The organism is Bacillus sp. L_1B0_5 (genome assembly GCF_000836715.1).
GTDB classification, from domain to species: Bacteria; Bacillota; Bacilli; order Bacillales; family Bacillaceae_G; genus Bacillus_A; species Bacillus_A thuringiensis_S.
This window is the reverse complement of sequence record NZ_JXIS01000002.1, coordinates 28,010-50,428: the sequence shown is the minus strand read 5'-3', so window position 1 is coordinate 50,428 and position 22,419 is coordinate 28,010. Positions and strand designations below refer to the sequence as shown.

Genomic DNA, 22,419 nt, shown 5'->3' with positions numbered 1-22,419 from the left:
TCATCTAAACACAATTTTTGAGGGGTGGACAGTACTATGAAAGAAATTCAAGTTGGGTTATTAGGTCTTGGGACAGTTGGCAGTGGTGTGGTTCGTATTATTACGGATCATCAAGAACGACTCATACACCAAGTAGGTTGTCCAGTGAAGGTAACGAAAGTATTAGTGCAAAACATTGAGAAAGAGAGAGAGGTAGAGGTACCTTCTACTCTATTAACACAAGATGCAAATGAAATTTTAGATAATCCAAATATTGATGTTGTCATCGAAGTGATGGGTGGCATTGATGATGCAAAATCATATATTTTACAAGCCTTAAAAAGCGGAAAGCATGTTGTAACTGCAAATAAAGACTTAATGGCATTACATGGAGCTGAATTATTAGCGATAGCAAAAGATAATAAGGCTGATTTATTCTATGAGGCGAGTGTGGCAGGGGGAATTCCAATTTTACGCAGTATCGTAGAAGGACTTTCTTCAGATCTTATTACGAAAGTAATGGGAATTGTAAATGGAACGACTAATTTTATTTTGACGAAAATGTCAGACGAAGGGAGAGCATATAACGACGTGTTAAAAGAAGCCCAACAACTTGGATTTGCAGAAGCAGATCCAACATCAGACGTAGAAGGTTTAGATGCAGCAAGAAAAATGACGATTTTAGCTACTCTCGGTTTCTCTACAAATGTAGAGCTTGGAGATGTGAAAGTAAAAGGAATTACCTCTATTACAGAGGAAGATATTGAATACAGTAAGAGCTTAGGTTATACAATTAAATTAATCGGTCTTGCAAAACGAGATGGTGAAAAATTGGAGGTTACGGTTGAACCAACTTTACTGCCAAATACACATCCTCTTGCGGCGGTACAAAATGAATATAACGCTGTGTATGTGTATGGTGAAGCGGTTGGAGAAACGATGTTTTATGGACCAGGTGCAGGAAGTTTACCGACAGCGACAGCTGTTGTTTCTGATCTAGTTGCTGTAATGCAAAATATTAGATTAGGGGTAACAGGAAATAGTGCTGTAGTCCCGCAATATCAAAAAGTATTAAAAGAGCCAGACGAAATTGTCGTGAAAAAGTTTTTAAGACTTCATGTAAAAGACGAAATTGGTGTATTTGCAAAAATTACTTCATTGTTCTCTGAGCGCGGAGTTAGTTTTGAGAAAATTATTCAAATGCCGCTTGAAGAGAAAGGAAAGGCTGAAATTGTAATTGTAACGCATCGTGCGTCGCTTGCTGATTATGATTATATTCTACATACGTTGCAAGGGTATGAAGAAATAGATTGTTTGAAAGCGAACTATCGAATTGAAGGGGATGCTAAGTAGTATCTCTTACCATAAAACAGAAAGAGCCTATTAAGCAGCTTGCTTAATAGGCTCTTTTCTATTTAAAATCTGCGTACCAACTTGAATAAATGCTTGGATAATCCAGCCTGTTGTAAAGGATAAGATGATTGTTCCAAAATAGATAGGTCCATCTAATAAAAAGCTTAACGTTAAAAATAAAAAGGCTAATGAAATCTCTGTTCTTCTAAACGTCCATTTTTTCTTTTCAGCAACCGTTAAAACGAAAGCTTCTTGAGGCGCTGCGCAAAGGTTTGTAGAGACGTAAAGACCAATTCCAGCTCCAACGAATAGATTTCCGCAAATAAGTGTTATATATTTTGGAAGAGAGCGGATAGCGTCCATAATAGTTGTAATGGAACCAATCCAATCAACAAAAAGAGAAATAAGAACCATCGTTACAATTGTACCGATTGTAATTTGTTTTTTATTCCAAAAGAGTACGATAAGTGTAAAGGCAAAGTTAATCATGAAAATCCAAAAACCAATACTTATCCCAAAATTTTGATATAGTGCAATAAAGAAGGAATCATAAGGACTAAGTCCAAAGGAAGTAATTGTCGTCATCATATTAATACCGATGGCAAGAATGAGTAAACCGCTAATGAAAAATATATATTCTAATTTGAATCGAAGCATAGTTGTATATCCTTTCTAAATGTATTTGCTAGGAAAGGATATATTGTGGAAAGCTTACCAGGTCAAGGGAGAATTTTTGTGAGAAGGGGAAAATGAGATGACAAATATAAGAAAGATTGCTGAACTTGCTGGAGTATCTGTTTCAACTGTTTCACGTGTACTAAATAATCATCCGTACGTAAATGAACAGAAACGAAAAGAAATTTTAGCGATTATAGAAGAATTAAATTATACGCAAAACGTGAATGCAATTCATTTAGTGAAAGGAAAAACGAATGTAATTGGCGTTTTATTGCCACACGTAAATGATCAATATTATAGCGCTATTATCGAGGGAATATCAAAAGAAACAGCAAAGAATAATTATAATATGATGCTTTGCCAGACGAATTATAGCGAGGAAAGAGAACTAGAAATTTTAAATATGTTAAAAATGAAAAAGCTTGATGGGGTTATTATTTGTTCTCGGGCAAATAGTAAGGAGAAGCTTGAAGAATATACGAAATTCGGCCCGATTGTTATGTGTGAAGAAATAGATTCGAAGTGCATTTCAAGTGTCCATATTGATTACTACAAAGTATTTTCACATGGGATGAAAAGCTTAATAGATGCCGGTCATACACGTATTGGATATTGTATTGGAAGAAGTAATAGTGTTAATAGCCAAAGACGAAAGAAGGCGTATGAAGATTCGCTTCAACAGAGTATCGTAACACCGTTAGAGAACTGGAAATTTGAGGGTTGTTTTACAGTGGAAGATGGACGTAATGTAATTAGAGAATGGGCTCATATGTCAGTAAAACCGACGGCGTTCCTTGTATCTTGTAACCATATTGCAGCGGGGATGGTTACAGAAGCAAAAAAACAAGGAATTCGTATTCCGGAGGATATTACGATTATTGGGTGTGATGATCAAGAGGTGGCAGATATATTGGGTATAACGACGATTTCGCATTCTAGTAAAAATGTTGGAGTGAAAGCGTTTGAATTATTATATGAAAAAATTAATGAAGAGAAATTAGATGTGAAGCATATAGAGTTATTACCAGAGTTAGTAGATAGAGAAACGACATAATTGAGAAGGTGTGAAAATCGCTTTTCAAAATGTCGTTTGGTATAATTATGGACAATCTATGAGGGCTAAAAGGGGTTTTGATATGAGATCAAAAGTATTAAAAGTAATTCTACTCATTACAATTGCATCTTTCTGTTTATTTGCATATGGCTTTGTTTCAGGTGTAAATGATGTATTAAATCCGAAAGCTTCAAATTTAATTAAAAAGACCGATGTAGTGGCGAAAGAGAAAAAGAAAACGGGAACGTTACAAATCGTTAGTTTAGGTGATTCATTAACGCGTGGCGTTGGTGATAAAGAAGGAATTGGCTATGTTGGGCGAATGAAAGAAGATTTACAAAAAGATTATAAGCAAAAAATTGCATTAACAAATTTAGCAGTTAGTGGTGCAAAAATGCCCGATTTATTAAAACAAATTGAAAGTAGTGGCGCTCAATATTCAATTAAGCAAGCAGATGTAATCGTGTTAACGATTGGTGGGAATGATTTGTTTCCAGGCTGGGAATCGCTCGGGAAAATAGATTTAGAGACGTATCGTCCTGATACAGAAACGTTTCAAAATGAAGCGAAGAAAATTATAGAAGAAATTCGTAAATTAAATACAGATAGTCCGATTTTTTGGCTTGGTTTATACAATCCTTTTGAAGATGTAGAAGATTTAAAAGGGTCTTCAAACATAGTTGTGGACTGGAATGCATCTTTAGAGAAGTTAGCGCTAAACGATAAAAATGTGTATATTACACCGACATTTGATTTATTCCAAAACCGCGGGAAAGATTTATTATACTCTGATCATTTTCATCCGAACGAAGTAGGTTATACGTATATGGCAGAACGTTTAGTTCAAAATGTTGTAAGTAAATTAAAACTAGAACAAGGAGGGGTAAAATGACGACGATACTTTCCGTACGAGACTTGAAGAAGGTAATTGGAAAGAAGACTCTTGTAGAGAATATTTCCTTTGATGTAAAGCAAGGAGAAGTGTTCGGGTTCTTAGGACCAAATGGTGCTGGAAAGACGACTACTATTCGAATGTTAGTCGGATTAATTAAGGCGACAGAAGGTACAATTTCTATCGGTGGTTATTCGATTAAGGAAAATTTCAGAGAAGCGATGCGTCAAATTGGGAGTATCGTTGAAAACCCAGAGTTGTACACATATTTAACGGGATGGGAAAATTTAAAGCAATTTGCTCGTATGTTAGGTGATATATCAGATGAACGTATTATTGAAATTGCTAAAATGGTTCATTTGGATGAAAGAATTTATGACAAGGTAAAAACGTACTCACTTGGTATGAAACAGCGCCTTGGAATTGCGCAGGCGCTCCTTGGGAATCCTAAATTACTTATATTAGATGAGCCAACGAATGGTTTAGATCCAGCTGGGATTAGAGAACTTAGGGAATTTATACATAAGCTTGTGAAAGAAGAAAATATGAGCGTGTTTATTTCAAGTCACTTGCTAAGTGAAGTGCAAATGATATGCGATCGTGTTGCTATTATTCATAAAGGAAAGATGATAACAGTTGCCAAGGTTGAAGAATTAATTAAAACGGCAAGTGATCGTGTAGAATGGATTGTTACACCAATTTCTAAGGCGAAAGATATGTTAGAAGCGGCCGAAGAAGTAAGAGAAGCGAGTGTAGAAGGCGAGCGATTACTATGCCGCATGGATATTGCATCTATAAGTAGTTGGAATAAAAACTTTGTAGAAAATGAGATAGATGTACATAGCGTTAAGGAGCTTGTATTTACGCTAGAAGATTTATTTATTGAACTCACAAGGGGTGAGCAGCATGCGTGAATTTGCGAATCTAGTTTTAAATGAATCAGAAAAGATTTACCGTAAGAAACGTATTTTTGTTGTCATGCTTATTTTAGCAATCTTGATCCCGCTTTTTGTGTATGCGCAGTATCGTGAAATAGAAACGACACAAAAAAGACTCGGTACAACTGATTGGAAGGTTTCATTGCAACAGCAAATTGTTGATTCTCAGAACCGGTTAAACAATTCTAGGTTGCCAGAAGAATGGCGTGATTGGTTAAAGGTAAGAGTTGAGCAACAACAATATTATTTAGATCATGATATTAACCCGATGGCGCCGGGTGCACCGACTTTTGTCAGGGCATTTATTGAACAAGGAATTACATTGTTTATTCCGCTTCTCGTAATGATTGTCGCCATTGATATCGTTTCAGGAGAACGAAGTGATGGGACGATGAAGATGTTACTTACGCGGCCGATTCGGCGCTGGAAAATACTCCTTAGTAAATACGTGACGATGTTATTTTTCATTTCGCTCATACTGCTTCTTGTAGGTTTGTTTGCTTACATATTATCAGGGCTTGTATTTGGGTACTCGGGATGGAATTTACCTGTTTTAACAGGGTTTGTCATTGATAAGGAAACGTTAAATACAAACTTTGTGCATCTTATTCCGCAGTGGCAATACATCTTAATGGCATATGGACTAGCCTGGTTTGTTGCTATCGTTGTCGGAACTATATCATTTATGGTCTCTGTTTTAATTCGTAATACACCAGCGGGTATGGGCGTTATGCTAGCTGCATTAATTGCAGGCGGTATCTTAAGCTCGTTCGCAACATCTTGGGAAGGCGCGAAATATATTTTTAGTGTGAATTTATCATTAACGGATTATTTATCAGGAAAATTACCTGCATTACAAGGCTTATCAATGGGATTTTCTTTGATGAATTTAACTGTTTGGGCAGTTGTTTCTCTTATTATTTCGTTCTTAGTATTTACAAAACAGGATATGTTGAATTAATTGGACAGGAAGTGAAAGCATGGAAAATGTTTTAAAAAATGATTGGGGACCATTATTGGCACCAGAATTTGAGAAAGAGTATTATCTTACTCTATCCAGTTTTTTGACAGAAGAATACAGCACACATGTTGTTTATCCGAAGGTAGAAGATATTTTTAACGCTCTTCAGTATACAAGTTATGAAAATACAAAGGTTGTTATTTTAGGACAAGATCCATATCATGGACCGAATCAAGCGCATGGTTTAAGCTTCTCTGTGCAACCTGGTGTTAAGACACCACCATCATTGTTAAATATGTATAAAGAACTTCGAGATGAATATGGTTATGAAATTCCGAATAACGGTTATTTAGTAAAGTGGGCGGAGCAAGGAGTATTACTACTAAATACCGTATTAACAGTTCGTCAAAGTGAAGCAAATTCTCATAAGGGAAAAGGATGGGAGCACTTTACAGATCGTGTGATCGAACTGTTGAATGAACGTGAAAAGCCAGTTGTTTTCATATTATGGGGGCGCCATGCGCAGGCGAAGAAGAAGTTAATTACGAATTCGAATCATCATATTATCGAATCTGTACATCCAAGCCCATTATCGGCAAGACGTGGTTTCTTTGGTAGTAAGCCATACTCTAAAGTAAATACGATTTTAGCTAATATGGGAGAAAGAGAAATTGATTGGGAAATTCCAAATTTATAAATAGAAAAGGTAGTTAACAGTCGTTAACTACCTTTTTATTATTATTGTTGCTCGTTCTTTAATTTTGCATCTAGTACAAAAGTACCAAATGGGATAACTGATGAAACAAATGCTCCAAGTGCCCATAAAATTGATTTACGGTGTACGATTGTTACTTGAATTACTGCAAAGATGAATAGAATAAATAGAACACCATGAGCCATGCCTGTAATTTTAACAGCTGTTGCAAATCCTGCGAAATATTTCAATGGCATTGCTACAAATAATAGTAATAGGAAAGAAATCCCCTCAACTAGTCCAATTGCTCTTAATCGTCCGATTGGTGTAGATAACATAAAGTAGCCTCCTTTAACGTATGCTTGTATATAGTAAATTTGTATTCTTTTTCAAAATAAAATAGTCTATTTTGTTTCATTATATACAAAAAGAAAGTTTACACTACGAGAATAGTGCAAAGTTCAAAATATAGTCACAAAAGCATGAGAATTTAAATAAAAACCTATTTGAAGTATTTGACTTCAAATAGGTTTTGTGAATGAAAATATTAAACAAGTACATCCGTTTTTAAAACGAATTTCTCTACAACTTTTGCAACACCATCGTTCATATTTGTATCTGTTACGTAGTTTGCAATTTCTTTAATATCATCAGGTGCATTGCCCATTGCAACGCCAAGACCAGCAAATTCAATCATTGCTTGGTCGTTATAGCTATCGCCCATTGCGATAACTTCTTCACGCTTAATGCCAAGCTTTTGAATCAGTTTGTTTAAGCTCGTTCCTTTTGTAACACCGGCTTCAGTAAATTCTAAGAAGAATGGTTTCGAACGCATCACGCTTAATTGGCCTTCTAGTTGTTTTTGTAGTTTCTTTTCAACTTCAACAAGGCGTTCAGCTTCTTTATTCATTAATACTTTTACTACAGGCTCTTTAACTGCGGCTTTAAAGTCATCTACTACAACAATTGGCATACCAGTAATATCGCCCTCAATTTCAGTATAAGGATTATTTTCTTCCGTTACGATATCATCGCCCATATAAGTATGAATCCATACATCTTCAGTTTTACTAATTTCAAATAGGTTGTGAACGATTTCAGGAGATAGTGTACTACTAAAGATTTCTTCGTTTGTTTTACAGTTAATAATTTTTGCGCCATTAAAAGATAGAATGAAGCTGCCGTATTCTTCTAAACGAAGTTCTTTGGCTACATTGCGCATACCAAACGTTGGACGTCCAGAAGCAAGTACAACCTTTACCCCTTGCTCTTGTGCAGTCATTAACGCTTCTTTCGTACGAGGTGAAATAGTATGGTCATCACGTAATAAAGTATCATCTAAATCTAAAACAATCATTTTATAAGTCATATAGAAAATTCCTTTCTTTAATTGAAATCAAAATACATGTTCATGAAGAGGATGAGGAATAATAGTAAGACATCAAACCTCTTTGAAAAGAAGTAGATAAATTATTATGAGTGTGTTGCTCATAATATCGGTTAATAATCATTGGGGATGGATAAAACCCCAATGATTAAAGTTTGATTTTATCGTAACAACTCTAAAGGTAGAGTGCAATAATGGAAGTTTTCCAATTTACGATATTTGTTTTGCTGTGGAACGAGAAAATAGTATTTCTAGCAAGATTGCCATTACAGATCCAAGAACGAGACCGTTACTTAAAAACGATGCTAGAAATGGTGGAAGTGTGGAATATGCTCCTGCTGGAACAAACATAACCCCGACTCCTGTGAAGATTGAAAGACCGGCTACTTTAAATAATCGTTCTTTATCCTGGACAGTTTCGTATTCTCGAAAGGCAAGGCCAATCATGCTTGCGAATACAGGATAAATAGCGGCATAACCAACTGCAACTGGAATTGCTGCAAAGAATGAAGTAATCTTTGGAAATATACTAACGACAATAATAAAGCTTGACCCTAATATAAATGGGAGACGTTTATAAATATTAGTAGTTGCAATAAAACCTGCTGATCCAGAAATAGCGACAGGTCCAATAGCTGAAAACAGGCCGCCTAGCAATTGGTTGATTCCTGTTATAATACCGGCTTGTCTAAAACGATCTGATGCAGCATTTTCTTCATATTTAGAGACAACCTTTTGTACAACGCGAATACTTGCTAACATATTTGTTAGAAGTAAGAGTGTAACGAAAATGACCGTAATTACCATGTTCCATTCAACACGAGGCATTCCGAAAACAAATAAGGATGGAAAACGGATTATGTCTGTCACTGGTGTTATTGGATTAGATAATCCGAAGCATGCGAATAATATCCAGCCGCATATGATACTGAAAAGAACGGAATATTGTCCAATAATAGGTAGCTTCATGATGAAAAAGGATAGTAAAATAACAATGAGTGAAAGAATAAATACGTTAGGTTGTACTTCTGTATGTTTTCCATCAAGGCCAAACATCCCCTTTAAGAAGGAGCCACTGAGCTGTGCGACAAGAAGAAATAAATACGTTCCAATGACTGTCGGTGTAAAATAGCGAACGAGTTTATCAATAAGTCCAAAAACGCTAAGAATAATACAAATAATACCGCTTAATAAGAAAGCATATTGAAGAACTTTAAGTGTCTCATTGCTTGATCCAAATAATACGACACCTAAACTTGCGTAAAGGGAGAAAATTCCCCACCAAAGGCCTGCAGGACCTTCTTGAATAGGAAGTTTATGCCCAAATATAGCTTGCAGTAGACCAGCAAAGCCAAGCACAAATAATGTTCTTTGTACGAATGCGATGGCTTCAGCACCATCAAGGCCATAACTAGTTGCGACACTAATTGGTACAATAAGGCTTCCAGCTAAAATAAATAGTGCCCATTGTAAGGCGGAAAGAAATGTCTTCATTATATCAACCTCTTTCGTAGATTCCGTATCTAGTATATACGTATTTTATTTCCACTGGCAAAGATTTGTAGATAGAGAAAAGAGTTGAAACACGATATGAATGCACGTAAGCAATTATGGATAGCGGTTATATGCATGACCTTTGTTGTAATTCTAGGAACAATAGGATTTATGACGATTGAAGAGATTAGTTTGTTTCAAGCATTTTGGATGACGATGATTACGGTATTGACTGTTGGATACGGAGATGCCGTTCCTGTAACACAGGTGGGGAAAGTATTTGCGCTCCTTATTATTCCTGTTGGTGTTGGTATTGTTACATATGCAATTGGAGTAGTGGCAGCTATGATTATTGAAGGGAATTTATTTCATGCAGTGCGGAGGAAGAAGATGGATAAACAAATAGCGCAGTTACAAAATCACATTATAGTATGTGGTTGCGGTAGAGTGGGGCTTCAAGTTGTACATGAATTGCAAGAAAAGAAAATTCCATTTGTTGTTGTCGATAAAGATGAAAGCATATTAGAGAAGGAAAAGCTTTTGTATATACATGGAGATGCGACGGAGGATCAAGTTTTACATCATGCTGGAATTTCAAAGGCGGCTGGTTTAGTTGCTATCGTAGCAAATGATGCTGAAAATGTATTTATTACATTAACAGCAAGAGGATTAAACGATGCAATTAAAATTGTGGCGAGAGCTGAAAAGCCAGAAACTGAAGAGAAATTAAGGCGTGCGGGTGCAAATAAAGTTATTAATCCATCTAGTATGGCAGGAATTCATATTGCAAAAGGTATTGCGAATCCATTAACAGTTCATTATATTGATACAGTGCTGTATGGGATAGAACAGTCATTTGTCATTGAAGAAATTTTAGTTGGAAAAGATACAATACTAGTTGGTAAATCGTTACTAGAGAGTGATGTGAGGAATCAATTTGATGTAACGATATTAGCGATTTTGAGAAATGGGGATATTATACATAATCCAACGGGGCAGGAAAAATTACAAGAACATGATATGATAATAGTATTTGGTTCAGTAGAGAAGCTGAGGCAATTTGAGAAAGAATTACAAAGTACGAGGTGATAAGGAATGCAAATATCGAGCGATAAGATTTTAAATAAAATGGCGAATGAAATTGCAAAGGCAAAAAGTAGTGAAGGACAAAAATCAAAAGATCATTTATTAGTTGTGCGTGCTTTATGCGATTTACTATTAGATGAACAAGTTGAATCTTCTACGTATAGGGAACCGCAAATTCAATCGCAAGTAATTGGAGCGCAGCCTATAACGACAGTTCAACCAGTTATGCCAGTTTCTGGAGAACCTGTGTATATTAAAGAAGAAGGTGCAAATGGTAATTCTTTATTTGATTTTTAAGAATTAAATCGTTTGGCTTATATGAAAAAATTGCTTATGATAGAGGTAAAAAAGGGGAATTAAGATGAAAATTTTCTTTTTACTAGGCTGTATTGCAGCGGGGCTATCTGTTGCGTTAGGGGCCTTTGGAGCACACGGTTTAGAAAATAAAATTTCTGCAAAAATGTTAGAAGTTTGGAAAACAGGCGTTACATATCAAATGTTTCATGCAGGTGGACTATTCGTAGTTGCTTTATTGATGGATAAGGTTCAATCATCACTTTTAACTACTGCTGGTTGGCTAATGGTAGCTGGGATTATTATGTTCTCAGGTAGTTTGTATGCATTAAGTACGACAGGCATTAAGTTCTTTGGTCCAATTACACCTCTTGGTGGTGTAGCGTTTATTGTGGCGTGGATTCTAGTAGGGACTGCAGTTGTAAAAGGATTATAAAAAACAAAAGCTGGCATTTGCCAGCTTTTTTTATGGTCTTGGAGTATAAGTTGCTTGTTGACTAGGTAAATATGCAATTTCTTCTGGAAATTCTACATAATCTAAGTAAATCATTAGTAGTAAATAACGCTTCCCTGACTGCGGTTCACTAATAACGATGTGATCACGGCCAGCTGCTTCAATAATACCTGTATAAGATTGTGTACCAAGGGAACTGCCACGTTCATAAGTCATTACAACCGTAGCTTGCTTACCTTTGTTTAAACGAAGGATATTTTCAATATATGATTGCTCTAGAGGTAACATGCCTTGAGAAATTGCATATTGAGCTTGCGCAGCTTGAGCTGTTTGTTGTTGCATCGCTTGCTGCTGTTGTTGAGTCATTTGTTGCGGTTGTACATAAGTTCCAGATGGTTGATAAAAACCTGTTCCATAGTACGGATTTTGTTGCTGTGCCATTCAAAAATCCCTCCTCATTTTCATCTCTTAATATACGCTAGGACAGTCTTCACCAGATGGTTGGAAGAAGCAGTGCTTTTTGAAGCGGCCGGAGTTTTGTTGGTTATACCAAGTTGGCGGACAAGGACCTTCAGGTCTGAAAAACCATAAGGCAAAATTGGCAGGCCAAAAACGTTGCCCTTGAATCGTACGTCTCGCCAAAGCGATATCTTGCTCTCTCGCTCGTTGATAAAAATATCCTTTTTGCGTTGCTTCAAAACCGCCAGGATTTTGATAAACCATTTGACGTAAATTGCGAACCTTTTTAAAATCTAAACAATTTCCACGGACACGATTTACCCCAACGTTTCCGACCATTAACATCCCCTGCTGCCCTTCTCCTTCGGCTTCAGCACGCATCAGTCTAGCTAACAACTTTACATCTTCTTCGTTATAAGCAATAACACCCATTATGTGTCACCTCTCTTTTTGTAATACCTGCTGGAAAGAGGTTTATTTCTAGATGAAGTGTGGAACAATTACTAGTTCATACGTATGAGGAAAAGGACTCAGATATGACAACCAAACGAAGTTTTACATTGAGAGCGGAAAATAAAAAAAGCTAGCGTGAGCTAGCTTTTCATTATTAAAATACTTTAGACCATAAGTTTGAGAAGAAATCTCCAATAGAGCGCATTGTTAACACAAACCAATTTGCTTTTTCAACTTCTTCGGTCGTTTTTGCAGTAACTTTCATATTTTTATTACCATCTAAGAAACCATATTTATCAGTTGATTCTAAAGTAATTGAGCCTACTTTGGCATCTTTCTTAATAGGAGCAACTAAATGTCCATCTTCAGCAAGAGATTTATCTAATTCAGTCCCAATTTTATAAGGATCTTTGCTACCTTTTTTCGCAATTACTGTTATTTCTTTTTCTGGTGCAACAGTTACTTGATCTTCTTTCCCTTTTACTACAGAGATTGTATTGTTTTTATTAACTTTTAGTTTTTGTTTTTCAAAGTTATTAAATCCATATTCGATTAATTCACGAGATTCTGTGAAGCGTTCATCCATTGATTTTGTTTTAATAATAACCGAGATAAGACGTACATCACCACGTTTCGCTGTAATAGTGAATCCATATCCAGCGGTATCAGAACTACCAGTTTTTAAACCATCCGTTCCATCATAAGAGAAGGCAGCGCCTGGTAACATCCAGTTCCAGTTTTCCATACGAATTGGTTTTGGATGATTGTCTGGGAAGTTTCTAAATCTTTGTTTTGTATCCTCTAGCATTTCTGGATACTTTGTAATAATCGTTTTTGCGAGAATACCCATATCGCGAGCTGACATGGAGTTTTCTCCAGTCGGATCGGTTCCTTCAGGATGTTTTCCTTTTAAATCAGCATTATTTAACCCGGTAGAGTTTACAAATTTATATTTCTTTAACCCTAGCTTTTTTGCATGTTCATTTGCAAGATTTAAGAAGTTTTTCTCACTTCCTGCAAGAAGTTCTGCTAAAGCAATACTAGATCCATTTGCAGAGAATATAACAATAGAATGATATAATTCTCTTACAGTATATTGACGTCCTTTTTCGAACGGTACATTAGAGAATTCATTATTACGAGAGACTTCATAAGCGTAATCAGAAATATTTACTTTCGTATCCCAAGTGATTTTTCCTTCTTTAATTGCTTCTAAAACAGCGTAAACAACAATTAATTTTGACATACTAGCAATAGCTAGCAATTCATCTGGATTTTGCTCGTGGAGTATTTTTCCTGTATCTGCATCAAATAAAAGTGCAGCAGCAGCCTCAATATGTATTTTTTCTTCCGCATGGGATGTTGTTACTCCTAAGGAAGAAATTGAAAATACAAGCAATAGTAAAATAGACAAGATTTTTTTCATATAGATTATCACCTTCGCATCGTTATTTAGCATATAGCTCGTATCATTTTAGCATGAATTTGGATATAGAAAAGTTACAATTTTGTAAGGAATTTGTCGATTTTTGTTCGAATTTGCGGGAAAAAGGAGTTTTTTGAGGAGAAATATAGAGGGAAATAAAAAAAGGAACGAATTTCGTCCCTTTTCACCATTTATATGTGTAAAAATTTCTCTACTTTTTCGTCCGGTAAAATGTTTCCAACGAAGAATGTTCCAAATTCACCATAACGAGCACTTACTTCATCGAAGCGCATTTCATATATAAGTTTTTTAAATTGAAGAACATCGTCAGCAAATAATGTTACGCCCCATTCGAAATCGTCGAATCCAACAGATCCTGAAATCACTTGGCGTACTTTACCTGCGTATTGACGACCAATTTTACTATGACTGTACATCATTTTTTTACGCTCTTCCATAGGAAGCATGTACCAGTTGTCATTACCTTGGCGACGCTTATCCATTGGATAGAAGCAAATATGATTTGCTTTCGGCAATTCAGGATATAAGCGAGCTAAAATTTGTGGGTTTTGGTATGGATCCTCATCAGCTGGAAGATAGTTGCTTAATTCAACAACAGATACGTAAGAATATGCAGGAACCATATATTCAGCTAAAGTTGTTTTATTCAATTCTGTCTCAATTTCATTTAACTCTTCCATTGTTGGACGTAAAATCATAAGCATAATATCAGCTTTTTGACCAACAACTGTATACATTGCGTGACTACCTTTTTTCGCAGTAGCTACTTCGTTCCATTTTTCAACGACATTTAAAAATTCAGACACTGCTTGTCCGCGTTCGTCGCTAGATAATGTTTTCCATGCAGCCCAATCAATAGAACGTAAATCATGTAAACAATACCAGCCATCTAACGTTGTTGTTGCTTCACTCATTCTATTCACCTCAGTTAATGATAGTTTTACACGTTAACTATAGCATATATAGTTTTAAAATCATCTATATAAAACCTTGGCGCATAAAATTGTCACATTTAAGGGTTTAAGTAAGGTGAATTTAACGGCTGAATTTTATGAAAATATAATCATTTTTATTTTATCTATTTTTTGGGAGCTATAAGTTTAAAATATAGAAGAAAAGCAGTATTCTTAAAGATAGAGTTTTTTTAACATATGTAGGAGGGTTTATTCGTGAGCAACTTATTTACAACAGTAAAAGAAAAAGTTCAAGGAAAAGGCATTTCTATCGTACTTCCTGAAGGAACTGATGAAAGAATTTTAGGCGCTGCAGAGCGTTTAGCGAAAGAAGAGTTAGTAAAACCAATCTTAGTTGGTAATAAGGAAGAAATTAGCGCAAAAGCTGCTAGCATGAATTTAACATTAGCAGGCGTTGATATTTACGACCCAGCTACATACGAAGAAATGGATGCAATGGTAGCATCTTTCGTTGAACGCCGTAAAGGTAAAGCAACAGAAGAAGACGCTCGCAAAATTCTTAAAGACGAAAACTATTTTGGTACAATGCTTGTATACATGGGCAAAGCACACGGTTTAGTAAGTGGTGCAGCTCACTCTACAGCTGATACAGTTCGTCCAGCACTTCAAATTATTAAAACAAAACCAGGCGTTACAAAAACTTCTGGCGTATTCATCATGGTACGTGAAGAAGAGAAATATGTATTTGCTGATTGCGCAATTAACATTGCACCAAACAGCCAAGATTTAGCTGAAATCGGTATCGAAAGTGCGAAAACTGCTGAGTTATTCGGCATTGATCCACGCGTTGCTATGTTAAGCTTCTCTACAAAAGGTTCTGCGAAATCTCCAGAAACAGAAAAAGTTGTAGAAGCAACTCGCATTGCAAAAGAAATGGCTCCTGAGTTAACTTTAGATGGAGAATTCCAATTCGATGCTGCATTCGTACCATCTGTAGCTGAGAAAAAAGCTCCAGGTTCTACAATTAAAGGTGATGCTAACGTATTCGTATTCCCAAGCTTAGAAGCTGGTAATATCGGCTACAAAATCGCTCAACGTTTAGGTAACTTCGAAGCAGTAGGACCAATCTTACAAGGCTTAAACATGCCTGTAAATGATCTGTCTCGTGGATGTAACGAAGAAGAAGTGTACAAGTTAGCTTTAATTACAGCAGCTCAAGCACTTTAATTCTAAAATGAATTAGTATGGAAAATGACCACCCTTAGGGTGGTCATTTTTATTTTTCTAAGCCAAGTGCTTTATTATTACGATCAATAATACGTTGTAAATTCGTCTCATATAAAGGAATCTCATCTATTGTTAATTGAGATGGTGTTAACTTCGGAGCGAATTGCTGTAATGTTTTTAAAAGACGCATCATTAAATCTTGTACTGTAATGGTTTCGCCAAGTAATTCTGAGAGTGAGGCCATCGTACTTGGTACAATTTCAGGGTACGTAAAGCGTGTTTCTTCTCCTTGAATTGCTAGGTTGTAGAAATCACGAACGAGTGCGGCACGCTCAGAGCCACTTCCGGTAGCACAGAGATAAATTTGGACAGCGACACCGCCGCGAATACGACGTTGTGAAATACCAGCGAATTTTTGATCGCGAATACTTAAGTCATAACTACCAGGACAGTAAGAGCCAACAATTTCTTTTGCCTCGATAGTAACGTTGTAATCCTTTAACATTTCCTTAATTAAATGCCACATCGTATCGTATCCAAGATCAATATCGATACCTTTTTCTGTTTCTTGGAATAAAAGTGATACGTTTAAAACACCTTCATCAAGCACGACTGCAAGCCCGCCAGAATTACGAACAATAACATTGAAATTGTGTTGTTTTAAAAAAGAAATACCTTCTTCTAAATGCGGAAGGCGTGAATCTTGAATGCCAAGGACAATTGTATTGTGATGAACCCAAGAACGCATTGTTGCGGCTGACTTGCCATTTCCAATGCTTGTGCATAATGTGTCATCCATTGCGAATGACTGAAGTGCATGGAATGTTGGTCCCAAACTAGACTGATCTACAATGCGCCACTCTGGCTGAGATAAAATGGAACGGGAATTGCTCATATAACTAACCCCTTATCTTTAAAATGACAATCTCTATTATAGCAAAAAATGAAGAATGGAGTTTTCTCACATATAAAGGGGGAGCTTAGAGGTGAAATAATAAAAAGGATGCATTACATGCATCCTTTTTATTCTGCAATTTTTTCTAAATTACCGTTTCGGTCCATTCGGAAAGATGTTTGAGAACGTTCTTCGTCATCCATGACTGCCAATTTACGAGCTCGGTTCATAATGTTCATAAGTGTTTCGTAATCTTCTTGTACAGTATGAGATTGCTTTTCTAACTTTTCTAGTTTCTTTTCTAGTTCCTCATTCCGAAGGATTTGTGCTTTAACTTCTTGTTTCAATCTCGTATTCTCGTTTTCAAGAGCTGTCACTTTTATATTTGAAGATCCGACTGTTTGTAAAAAATAAATAACATCTTGCATTGTCATAGAGCTTCTTGCAGCAGGAGCAGTAGATTCTTGATATGGAATAGCTTCTTTATATTGTACGATTGATTCTTCTTGTATTAATTCTTCATAATCAGTTACCGAATCTGAAGCTGGTGGTGTATAAAGTAAACGTTTTTTCGCTTGTTCACCGCTTGCAGCACGCATTTTATCTTTACGATGTTTTTTTGCTAGTTGAAGAGCTTGTTCATAGCTATAGCGAACGACAGCATTCCAGCGGAAACCACAAGCAGCAGATGTACGATTTAACTGATCTCCTACTTCCTCAAATGCATTTAATTGCGTACTTCCTTCTCGAACATGACGAAGTACTGTTTCAGCAAGTAATAAATCATCCTCATCTGTCCAAGCATCTTGTCTTACTTTCATAGATTCAACTCCCTTTCTTTTTATGAACTTCCTATTTTTATAATGGGCAAAAAAATAAACTTTTATACAAAGCTTTTAAAAATATGGTAGATTTCGATGAAAGGTAAAAATTTTCCCATGAATGGTGAGCGCTTCTGTAGGAGAGCATATAAATATGTAGCATTATGTAGAGAATAGGCTTTGTAGGGAAACTTGCAACGAGCTTCAAAGAGCGGTAAAATACCATTTAGTGTTTATTTTTAAACGTACTTGAGAAAAGTTTAAAATAGAGGAAGTGTTATATAATGGGAAACGAATTTCGCGTGTGCGATGACTGTCAGGCAACGAACGTTAAAACGTTAGTTCCGAAGTTAAAAAAAGTAGATTCATGTGCAACGATTGAAGTTGGATGTCAGTCTTACTGTGGTCCTGGTCGTAAAAAATCATTCGCATTTGTAAATAACCGTCCAGTTGCGGCTCCAACGGAAGATGAGTTAATCGTAAAAATTGAAGCAAAGTTAAATAAGTAAGAAAAAGAAGAGTGAAAAGATTACTCTTCTTTTTTTATGCCCATAATGAGGAACGATTTATTCTGCGAAAGTACTATTGTGTGGCCGAACGTTTTCTAAAGGATGGACATAACTTTTGTATTAAAGTTCCAATTTATATAAATTTATATTTCAAAATAATGGTTGACAGTCTTTTAAAGCGATAGGTAGAATAGAAGTGTCTGATTCTGAGAATCATTATCAGGAAAATAACAATTCACCTAATTTTTTTATTACTATTTGAGAATAAATTTCATTTTAATAAATATATGTTGTTGGTTAGGATGGTTGAGGGATGGAAGCGAGCGCAAGCAGTATAGAACAGCAAGAAGAGAATGTTAAAGAGATTAAGAGCAGACCGCTCATCGCTTCTATTATTTTAGTAGCGGGTACAATTTTGTTAGCTTTAAGCATGGCAGTTTCTATTTCTTTTGGGGCTGCAGATATTAGTTTAAAGACTGTATGGCAAGCTGTATTTCAGTTTGATGGATCTATTACACATCATAATGTAATTCAAGAGCTTCGCATGCCTAGAGCAATAGGGGGCGTAGTTGCAGGTGCCTTTTTAGCGGTATCAGGAGCAATTATGCAAGGTATGACGAGAAATCCACTTGCTTCACCATCGTTAATGGGGATTACAGATGGGGCTGTATTTGGAATTGCAATTATGTATGCATTTTTCCCTAATTCACCTTATTTACTGTTTGTTATCGCATCTTTTATTGGAGCTGCGTTTGGTGCAAGCATTGTATATGGAATTGGGTCTTCTTCACCAGGTGGATTAACACCTGTGAAATTAGCTTTAGCAGGTGCAGCTATTAGTGCTTTATTAGGGGCAATTTCATCTGGAATCGCATTGTATTTCAATCTTGCCCAAGAGGTGAGCATGTGGAATGCAGGCGGAGTTGCTGGAGTGAAATGGCAAAGTATTAATATGTTAGTGCCAATTGGCCTTGTTTGCCTTTTTATCGCAATTATGATGTCGAGATATATTACAATTTTGAGCTTCGGTGAAGAAATTGCAATTGGACTTGGTCAAAATACGACATTAATTAAATTTATCGGAACAGTACTTGTTCTTGTTTTAACGGGTTCCGCAGTTTCCATGGCAGGATCAGTAGGGTTTGTTGGTCTTGTAATCCCGCATATGACTCGTTTCCTTGTAGGCTCGGACTATAGATGGGTTATTCCATGTTCTGCGGTCTTAGGCGGGCTGTTAATTGAATGTGCAGATATGTTATCTCGCGTTATTAACCCGCCATTTGAAACGCCAATTGGAGCAATTACAGCGCTAATTGGGGTTCCATTCTTCCTCTACTTAGCACGTAATGAAGGGAGAGGAAAGATGTGAGGACGAGTGTCTTAACAAAAAAGAACATTTCTATATTAACGATTTTAGTAGGACTAATCGTTTCTATATTTCTTATTAGTTTAAATACAGGAACTTTTAAAATACCCCCAATGGACGTATTAAAGTCATTGGTTGGACTAGGGGCTGAAGATCAGTCTGTTATTTTATTTGAATTCCGTATGCCGCGTATGGTAATTGCTATACTAGTCGGATCTGCTTTAGCTATGTCAGGTGCGATTTTGCAAGGTTTATCAAGAAATCCGCTTGCTGATCCAGGTATTATAGGGATTAATGCTGGAGCGGGATTAACAGTTGTTATATTCGTCTACTTCTTCTTCGGGAAAGTAGGGACTGGTACATTTTTATCTGTATTCATTCTTCCATTTTTCGCACTAGTTGGAGCGATATTAGCAGCGGTAATTATTTATTTACTAGCATGGAAAGACGGCGTTTCATCGACTCGATTAATACTTGTCGGTATTGCCGTTGCAGCTGGATTTGGAGCTGTTAGTTTAATTTTCTCTATGAAGATGACATCTAACGATTTTCGTTTTGCTACGATTTGGCTGGCGGGAAGTCTGTGGGGTACAGATTGGAAATTTGTATTAAGTGTACTTCCATGGATGGTTATTTTCTTACCTCTTGCTATAAGTAAAGCACACATATTAAATGTAATGAACCTAGGCGATTCTACAGCAGTTGGCCTTGGTGTAAACGTAGAAAAAGAAAGACGTAAATTATTATTTATTGCAGTTTGTTTAGCAGGTGCATCTGTTGCTGTTGCCGGCGGAATTGGCTTTATCGGTTTAATGGCCCCGCATTTAGCAAGGCGTCTTGTTGGTGGTAAGCATCAAATTATGTTGCCCACAGCTGCGCTAATAGGAACGTTTTTACTTTTATTCGCAGACGTAATTTCAAGAAGTGTACTAACAACTTCAGAAATACCAGTCGGTCTTGTTATTTCTGTAATTGGTGCACCGTATTTCATTTATTTACTTATGAGGACAAAATAAAGGGAGGCTTTTCGTATGGCAACTTTAGCGGTAGATGCGGTATCTGTTGGCTATAATGAAGGTTTAATTATTGATGGATTAACAGTTGAAATTCCGGAAGGGAAAATTACAACAATTATTGGACCAAATGGTTGTGGGAAGTCCACATTATTAAAAACGGCGTCTCGTATTTTGAAGGCAAAGCAAGGTACTGTTTATCTTGACGGAAAAGCAATTGAGAAACAGCCAACGAAAGAAATTGCAAAGAAAATGGCGATTTTACCACAAACTGCAGAAGTACCAACGGGTCTTACTGTATTTGAGCTTGTGTCATACGGAAGATTCCCTCATCAAAAAGGGTTTGGCACGTTGAAAGAAGAGGATTATCGCTACATTAACTGGGCACTTGAAGTGACAGGAATGAAAGAATTTGCGAATCGTCCAGCAGAAGCACTATCAGGTGGTCAACGTCAACGTGTGTGGATTGCAATGGCTCTTGCGCAAGGAACAGAATTACTTGTATTAGATGAACCAACAACGTACTTAGATATGGCTCATCAATTAGAAGTATTAAACTTATTGAAAAAATTAAATGAAGAAGAAGGTAGAACGATCGTTATGGTTATCCATGACTTAAACCACGCTTCTCGTTTCTCAGATCATATGATTGCATTAAAAGCAGGTAAGTTAATGAAACAAGGAACGCCAGATGAAGTTATGACAAGTGAAACACTTCGTAACGTATTTGAGATTGAAGCTCAAATCGTTCCATGTCCAGTAAACTGTAAGCCAATTTGTTTAACATATGATTTAGCGATGATTAGTAATCAATTGCGTAAAAAAGCATAAGTAGAACCCCCTCGTGAAGAGGGGGGACTTCTAATGGACGTTGAGCTTCTTGTATAAGAATGGGAAGTTGAACGCCCTTTAGAATGGGTTATTAACAACAATTAATAAAAATATATTGATTAATTGTTATCTTCGTTTCTTATAGTTCATTGCAACTTATAAGATAAATACAGCTAGAAGGAGTGGGAACATGAAGAATTTTAAAATGGCACTATTAGCAATGGTATTAGTTGTAACTTCTGTACTATTTGCAGCTTGTTCTAACAAAGAAGAAGAAAAGAAAGCAGATGCAAAGACTGAAGAGCGCACTGTAAAACATGCAAAAGGGGAAATTAAAATTCCTGCAAACCCCAAAAAAATTGCTGACCTTAGTGGTTCAACAGAAGAATTATTAATTTTCGGTATGAAACCGGTTATTACTGCTAATACATCTCAAGAAAAAATTGATGCACATATTGAAAAGAAACTAAAAGACGTTAAACCAGTTGGTTCTGCTTGGGGCGATAAAATTAACATCGAAGCAGTAGCTGCTGCAAAACCAGATTTAATTCTTGTAAATAATCGTCAAGAAAAGATTTATGATCAATTATCTAAAATTGCACCAACAGTTATGTTAAACACTCCATTAGATCAATGGCGTCCAAAATTCGAAGAAGTAGGTCAAATCTTCGGTAAAGAAAAAGAAACAAAAGAATGGTTCAAAAAGTATGATGAAAAAGCAAGCAAATTACATGACAAAATCGTCGCTAAAACTGGTGAAGCAACATTTATGAAAATGGCTGCATATCCAAATGCTTTCCGCGTATACGGTGACTACGGTTACGGTAGCGTAATCTTTAATGATTTAAAACTACCAGCAGTTAAAGGTACACCAACTGATAAACCGTTAGTGCAAGTACAAAAAGAAGCTTTAATCGATTACAACCCAGATTACTTATTCGTATTTACAACTGGTGACGGTTCTCAGCGCTTAAAAGAATTCCAAGAAGAATCAATTTGGAAAAATATGAACGCTGTTAAAAACAACCATGTATTTACAATTAAAAATGAAGACTTAAACAAAGGTTACTTCCCATTAGGGAAAGATATGATCTTAGACGAAGTTGCTGAGTTCGTTTTAGGGAAATAATGTATAAAAGAAATCACTTTTACTTCGGTAAAGGTGATTTTTTCTTTTTATAAAGGGAATTAATACAGTCTTTCATTTCTTTCTGTTTCTC

The 22,419-nt window shown here is 36.2% G+C and carries 25 protein-coding genes; 15 read left to right on the top strand and 10 right to left on the bottom strand.

All coding sequences use genetic code 11. The features are described 5' to 3' along the window. Nucleotides 1-36 precede the first annotated feature (36 nt). Nucleotides 37-1,332, top strand: a complete 1,296-nt coding sequence (locus RT27_RS01305; protein ID WP_016079592.1) for a homoserine dehydrogenase — start codon at nt 37-39, stop codon at nt 1,330-1,332. A 30-nt stretch (nt 1,333-1,362) separates the two neighbouring features. Here the strand turns inward: RT27_RS01305 and RT27_RS01300 are convergent, their stop codons facing one another. After that, nucleotides 1,363-1,989: a YitT family protein gene (locus RT27_RS01300; protein WP_016079593.1), complete on the bottom strand. Its 627-nt coding sequence runs from the start codon at nt 1,987-1,989 to the stop codon at nt 1,363-1,365. Between the two features lie 97 nt (nt 1,990-2,086). Between RT27_RS01300 and RT27_RS01295 the strand changes: the two genes are divergently transcribed. Genes RT27_RS01295 through RT27_RS01275 form a run of 5 tightly spaced genes read left to right on the top strand, consistent with a single transcriptional unit; the run spans nt 2,087 to nt 6,552 of the window. Further along, nucleotides 2,087-3,064, top strand: a complete 978-nt coding sequence (locus RT27_RS01295; RefSeq protein WP_043935109.1) for a LacI family DNA-binding transcriptional regulator — start codon at nt 2,087-2,089, stop codon at nt 3,062-3,064. Between the two features lie 10 nt (nt 3,065-3,074). Beyond that, nucleotides 3,075-3,956, top strand: a complete 882-nt coding sequence (locus RT27_RS01290; protein ID WP_142397273.1) for an SGNH/GDSL hydrolase family protein — start codon at nt 3,075-3,077, stop codon at nt 3,954-3,956. Beyond that, complete coding sequence (locus RT27_RS01285; RefSeq protein WP_043935107.1) at nt 3,953-4,870, top strand: ABC transporter ATP-binding protein; 918 nt, start codon at nt 3,953-3,955, stop codon at nt 4,868-4,870. The genes RT27_RS01290 and RT27_RS01285 overlap by 4 nt, the downstream gene beginning before the upstream one ends. Further along, nucleotides 4,863-5,855, top strand: a complete 993-nt coding sequence (locus tag RT27_RS01280) for an ABC transporter permease subunit (RefSeq protein WP_001206482.1) — start codon at nt 4,863-4,865, stop codon at nt 5,853-5,855. The genes RT27_RS01285 and RT27_RS01280 overlap by 8 nt, the downstream gene beginning before the upstream one ends. 19 nt (nt 5,856-5,874) lie before the next feature. After that, entirely contained in the window at nt 5,875-6,552 is a 678-nt protein-coding gene (locus tag RT27_RS01275; RefSeq protein WP_016079597.1) for a uracil-DNA glycosylase, read from the top strand. A gap of 41 nt (nt 6,553-6,593) precedes the next feature. Here the strand turns inward: RT27_RS01275 and RT27_RS01270 are convergent, their stop codons facing one another. From RT27_RS01270 to RT27_RS01260, 3 genes are all read right to left on the bottom strand, one after another. Beyond that, the gene (locus RT27_RS01270; protein ID WP_000953396.1) at nt 6,594-6,887 is read right to left on the bottom strand and encodes a DUF3817 domain-containing protein; all 294 of its coding nucleotides are present in this window, start codon (nt 6,885-6,887) and stop codon (nt 6,594-6,596) included. Between the two features lie 209 nt (nt 6,888-7,096). Continuing rightward, entirely contained in the window at nt 7,097-7,918 is an 822-nt protein-coding gene (locus RT27_RS01265) for a Cof-type HAD-IIB family hydrolase (RefSeq protein WP_000221382.1), read from the bottom strand. 228 nt (nt 7,919-8,146) lie between these two features. Beyond that, entirely contained in the window at nt 8,147-9,430 is a 1,284-nt protein-coding gene (locus tag RT27_RS01260) for a purine/pyrimidine permease (protein ID WP_016079599.1), read from the bottom strand. Nucleotides 9,431-9,526: 96 nt separating this feature from the next. Between RT27_RS01260 and RT27_RS01255 the strand changes: the two genes are divergently transcribed. The 3 genes from RT27_RS01255 to RT27_RS01245 all read left to right on the top strand — a co-directional run bounded on the left by RT27_RS01255 (nt 9,527) and on the right by RT27_RS01245 (nt 11,246). Then, complete coding sequence (locus RT27_RS01255; RefSeq protein ID WP_016079600.1) at nt 9,527-10,519, top strand: potassium channel protein; 993 nt, start codon at nt 9,527-9,529, stop codon at nt 10,517-10,519. Between the two features lie 6 nt (nt 10,520-10,525). Further along, complete coding sequence (locus RT27_RS01250; RefSeq protein ID WP_029443689.1) at nt 10,526-10,813, top strand: YwdI family protein; 288 nt, start codon at nt 10,526-10,528, stop codon at nt 10,811-10,813. Nucleotides 10,814-10,877: 64 nt separating this feature from the next. Further along, complete coding sequence (locus RT27_RS01245; protein WP_000688315.1) at nt 10,878-11,246, top strand: DUF423 domain-containing protein; 369 nt, start codon at nt 10,878-10,880, stop codon at nt 11,244-11,246. Nucleotides 11,247-11,276: 30 nt separating this feature from the next. Here the strand turns inward: RT27_RS01245 and gerQ are convergent, their stop codons facing one another. The 4 genes from gerQ to hemQ all read right to left on the bottom strand — a co-directional run bounded on the left by gerQ (nt 11,277) and on the right by hemQ (nt 14,537). Then, nucleotides 11,277-11,705 carry a spore coat protein GerQ gene (gene gerQ / locus RT27_RS01240; protein WP_016079602.1) on the bottom strand — a complete coding sequence of 143 codons (429 nt, stop codon included), beginning with the start codon at nt 11,703-11,705 and terminating at the stop codon, nt 11,277-11,279. Nucleotides 11,706-11,732: 27 nt separating this feature from the next. After that, nucleotides 11,733-12,155, bottom strand: a complete 423-nt coding sequence (gene cwlJ / locus RT27_RS01235; RefSeq protein WP_016079603.1) for a cell wall hydrolase CwlJ — start codon at nt 12,153-12,155, stop codon at nt 11,733-11,735. Between the two features lie 175 nt (nt 12,156-12,330). Continuing rightward, nucleotides 12,331-13,602, bottom strand: a complete 1,272-nt coding sequence (locus tag RT27_RS01230; protein ID WP_043935106.1) for a serine hydrolase — start codon at nt 13,600-13,602, stop codon at nt 12,331-12,333. A 191-nt stretch (nt 13,603-13,793) separates the two neighbouring features. Beyond that, a complete protein-coding gene (hemQ, locus tag RT27_RS01225; protein ID WP_016079605.1) occupies nt 13,794-14,537 on the bottom strand; it encodes a hydrogen peroxide-dependent heme synthase in 744 nt (247 codons plus the stop codon). A 255-nt stretch (nt 14,538-14,792) separates the two neighbouring features. On the opposite strand from hemQ, the gene pta reads away from it, so the two are divergent. Next, nucleotides 14,793-15,764, top strand: a complete 972-nt coding sequence (gene pta / locus RT27_RS01220; RefSeq protein ID WP_000067215.1) for a phosphate acetyltransferase — start codon at nt 14,793-14,795, stop codon at nt 15,762-15,764. 49 nt (nt 15,765-15,813) lie between these two features. Here the strand turns inward: pta and RT27_RS01215 are convergent, their stop codons facing one another. Both RT27_RS01215 and RT27_RS01210 read right to left on the bottom strand, forming a co-directional pair. Beyond that, nucleotides 15,814-16,659 carry a biotin/lipoate A/B protein ligase family protein gene (locus tag RT27_RS01215; protein WP_000071944.1) on the bottom strand — a complete coding sequence of 282 codons (846 nt, stop codon included), beginning with the start codon at nt 16,657-16,659 and terminating at the stop codon, nt 15,814-15,816. Between the two features lie 128 nt (nt 16,660-16,787). Further along, the gene (locus tag RT27_RS01210; RefSeq protein WP_016079607.1) at nt 16,788-17,480 is read right to left on the bottom strand and encodes an RsfA family transcriptional regulator; all 693 of its coding nucleotides are present in this window, start codon (nt 17,478-17,480) and stop codon (nt 16,788-16,790) included. A 284-nt stretch (nt 17,481-17,764) separates the two neighbouring features. Between RT27_RS01210 and RT27_RS01205 the strand changes: the two genes are divergently transcribed. The 5 genes from RT27_RS01205 (at nt 17,765) to RT27_RS01185 (ending at nt 22,328) form a co-directional block, all read left to right on the top strand. After that, on the top strand, nt 17,765-17,989 hold the full coding sequence (locus tag RT27_RS01205; RefSeq protein ID WP_000526079.1) for a DUF1450 domain-containing protein: 225 nt from the start codon (nt 17,765-17,767) through the stop codon (nt 17,987-17,989). A 313-nt stretch (nt 17,990-18,302) separates the two neighbouring features. Next, nucleotides 18,303-19,358 carry an iron ABC transporter permease gene (locus tag RT27_RS01200; RefSeq protein ID WP_029443687.1) on the top strand — a complete coding sequence of 352 codons (1,056 nt, stop codon included), beginning with the start codon at nt 18,303-18,305 and terminating at the stop codon, nt 19,356-19,358. Next, nucleotides 19,355-20,371: an iron ABC transporter permease gene (locus tag RT27_RS01195; protein ID WP_001260757.1), complete on the top strand. Its 1,017-nt coding sequence runs from the start codon at nt 19,355-19,357 to the stop codon at nt 20,369-20,371. Before RT27_RS01200 ends, RT27_RS01195 begins: the two co-directional genes overlap by 4 nt. A gap of 15 nt (nt 20,372-20,386) precedes the next feature. Further along, nucleotides 20,387-21,199: an ABC transporter ATP-binding protein gene (locus RT27_RS01190; RefSeq protein WP_000212068.1), complete on the top strand. Its 813-nt coding sequence runs from the start codon at nt 20,387-20,389 to the stop codon at nt 21,197-21,199. 190 nt (nt 21,200-21,389) lie between these two features. Continuing rightward, entirely contained in the window at nt 21,390-22,328 is a 939-nt protein-coding gene (locus RT27_RS01185) for an ABC transporter substrate-binding protein (RefSeq protein ID WP_000787724.1), read from the top strand. The last annotated feature ends 91 nt before the right edge of the window (nt 22,329-22,419 follow it).

Coding starts and splice junctions, on each gene's coding strand:
- RT27_RS01305 (WP_016079592.1), top strand. CDS start 37: ATGAAAGAAATTCAAGTTGGGTTATTAGGTCTTGGGACAGTTGGCAGT.
- RT27_RS01300 (WP_016079593.1), bottom strand. CDS start 1,989: ATGCTTCGATTCAAATTAGAATATATATTTTTCATTAGCGGTTTACTC.
- RT27_RS01295 (WP_043935109.1), top strand. CDS start 2,087: ATGACAAATATAAGAAAGATTGCTGAACTTGCTGGAGTATCTGTTTCA.
- RT27_RS01285 (WP_043935107.1), top strand. CDS start 3,953: ATGACGACGATACTTTCCGTACGAGACTTGAAGAAGGTAATTGGAAAG.
- RT27_RS01280 (WP_001206482.1), top strand. CDS start 4,863: ATGCGTGAATTTGCGAATCTAGTTTTAAATGAATCAGAAAAGATTTAC.
- RT27_RS01275 (WP_016079597.1), top strand. CDS start 5,875: ATGGAAAATGTTTTAAAAAATGATTGGGGACCATTATTGGCACCAGAA.
- RT27_RS01270 (WP_000953396.1), bottom strand. CDS start 6,887: ATGTTATCTACACCAATCGGACGATTAAGAGCAATTGGACTAGTTGAG.
- RT27_RS01265 (WP_000221382.1), bottom strand. CDS start 7,918: ATGACTTATAAAATGATTGTTTTAGATTTAGATGATACTTTATTACGT.
- RT27_RS01260 (WP_016079599.1), bottom strand. CDS start 9,430: ATGAAGACATTTCTTTCCGCCTTACAATGGGCACTATTTATTTTAGCT.
- RT27_RS01255 (WP_016079600.1), top strand. CDS start 9,527: ATGAATGCACGTAAGCAATTATGGATAGCGGTTATATGCATGACCTTT.
- RT27_RS01250 (WP_029443689.1), top strand. CDS start 10,526: ATGCAAATATCGAGCGATAAGATTTTAAATAAAATGGCGAATGAAATT.
- RT27_RS01245 (WP_000688315.1), top strand. CDS start 10,878: ATGAAAATTTTCTTTTTACTAGGCTGTATTGCAGCGGGGCTATCTGTT.
- gerQ (WP_016079602.1), bottom strand. CDS start 11,705: ATGGCACAGCAACAAAATCCGTACTATGGAACAGGTTTTTATCAACCA.
- cwlJ (WP_016079603.1), bottom strand. CDS start 12,155: ATGGGTGTTATTGCTTATAACGAAGAAGATGTAAAGTTGTTAGCTAGA.
- RT27_RS01230 (WP_043935106.1), bottom strand. CDS start 13,602: ATGAAAAAAATCTTGTCTATTTTACTATTGCTTGTATTTTCAATTTCT.
- hemQ (WP_016079605.1), bottom strand. CDS start 14,537: ATGAGTGAAGCAACAACAACGTTAGATGGCTGGTATTGTTTACATGAT.
- RT27_RS01215 (WP_000071944.1), bottom strand. CDS start 16,659: ATGAGCAATTCCCGTTCCATTTTATCTCAGCCAGAGTGGCGCATTGTA.
- RT27_RS01210 (WP_016079607.1), bottom strand. CDS start 17,480: ATGAAAGTAAGACAAGATGCTTGGACAGATGAGGATGATTTATTACTT.
- RT27_RS01205 (WP_000526079.1), top strand. CDS start 17,765: ATGGGAAACGAATTTCGCGTGTGCGATGACTGTCAGGCAACGAACGTT.
- RT27_RS01200 (WP_029443687.1), top strand. CDS start 18,303: ATGGAAGCGAGCGCAAGCAGTATAGAACAGCAAGAAGAGAATGTTAAA.
- RT27_RS01190 (WP_000212068.1), top strand. CDS start 20,387: ATGGCAACTTTAGCGGTAGATGCGGTATCTGTTGGCTATAATGAAGGT.
- RT27_RS01185 (WP_000787724.1), top strand. CDS start 21,390: ATGAAGAATTTTAAAATGGCACTATTAGCAATGGTATTAGTTGTAACT.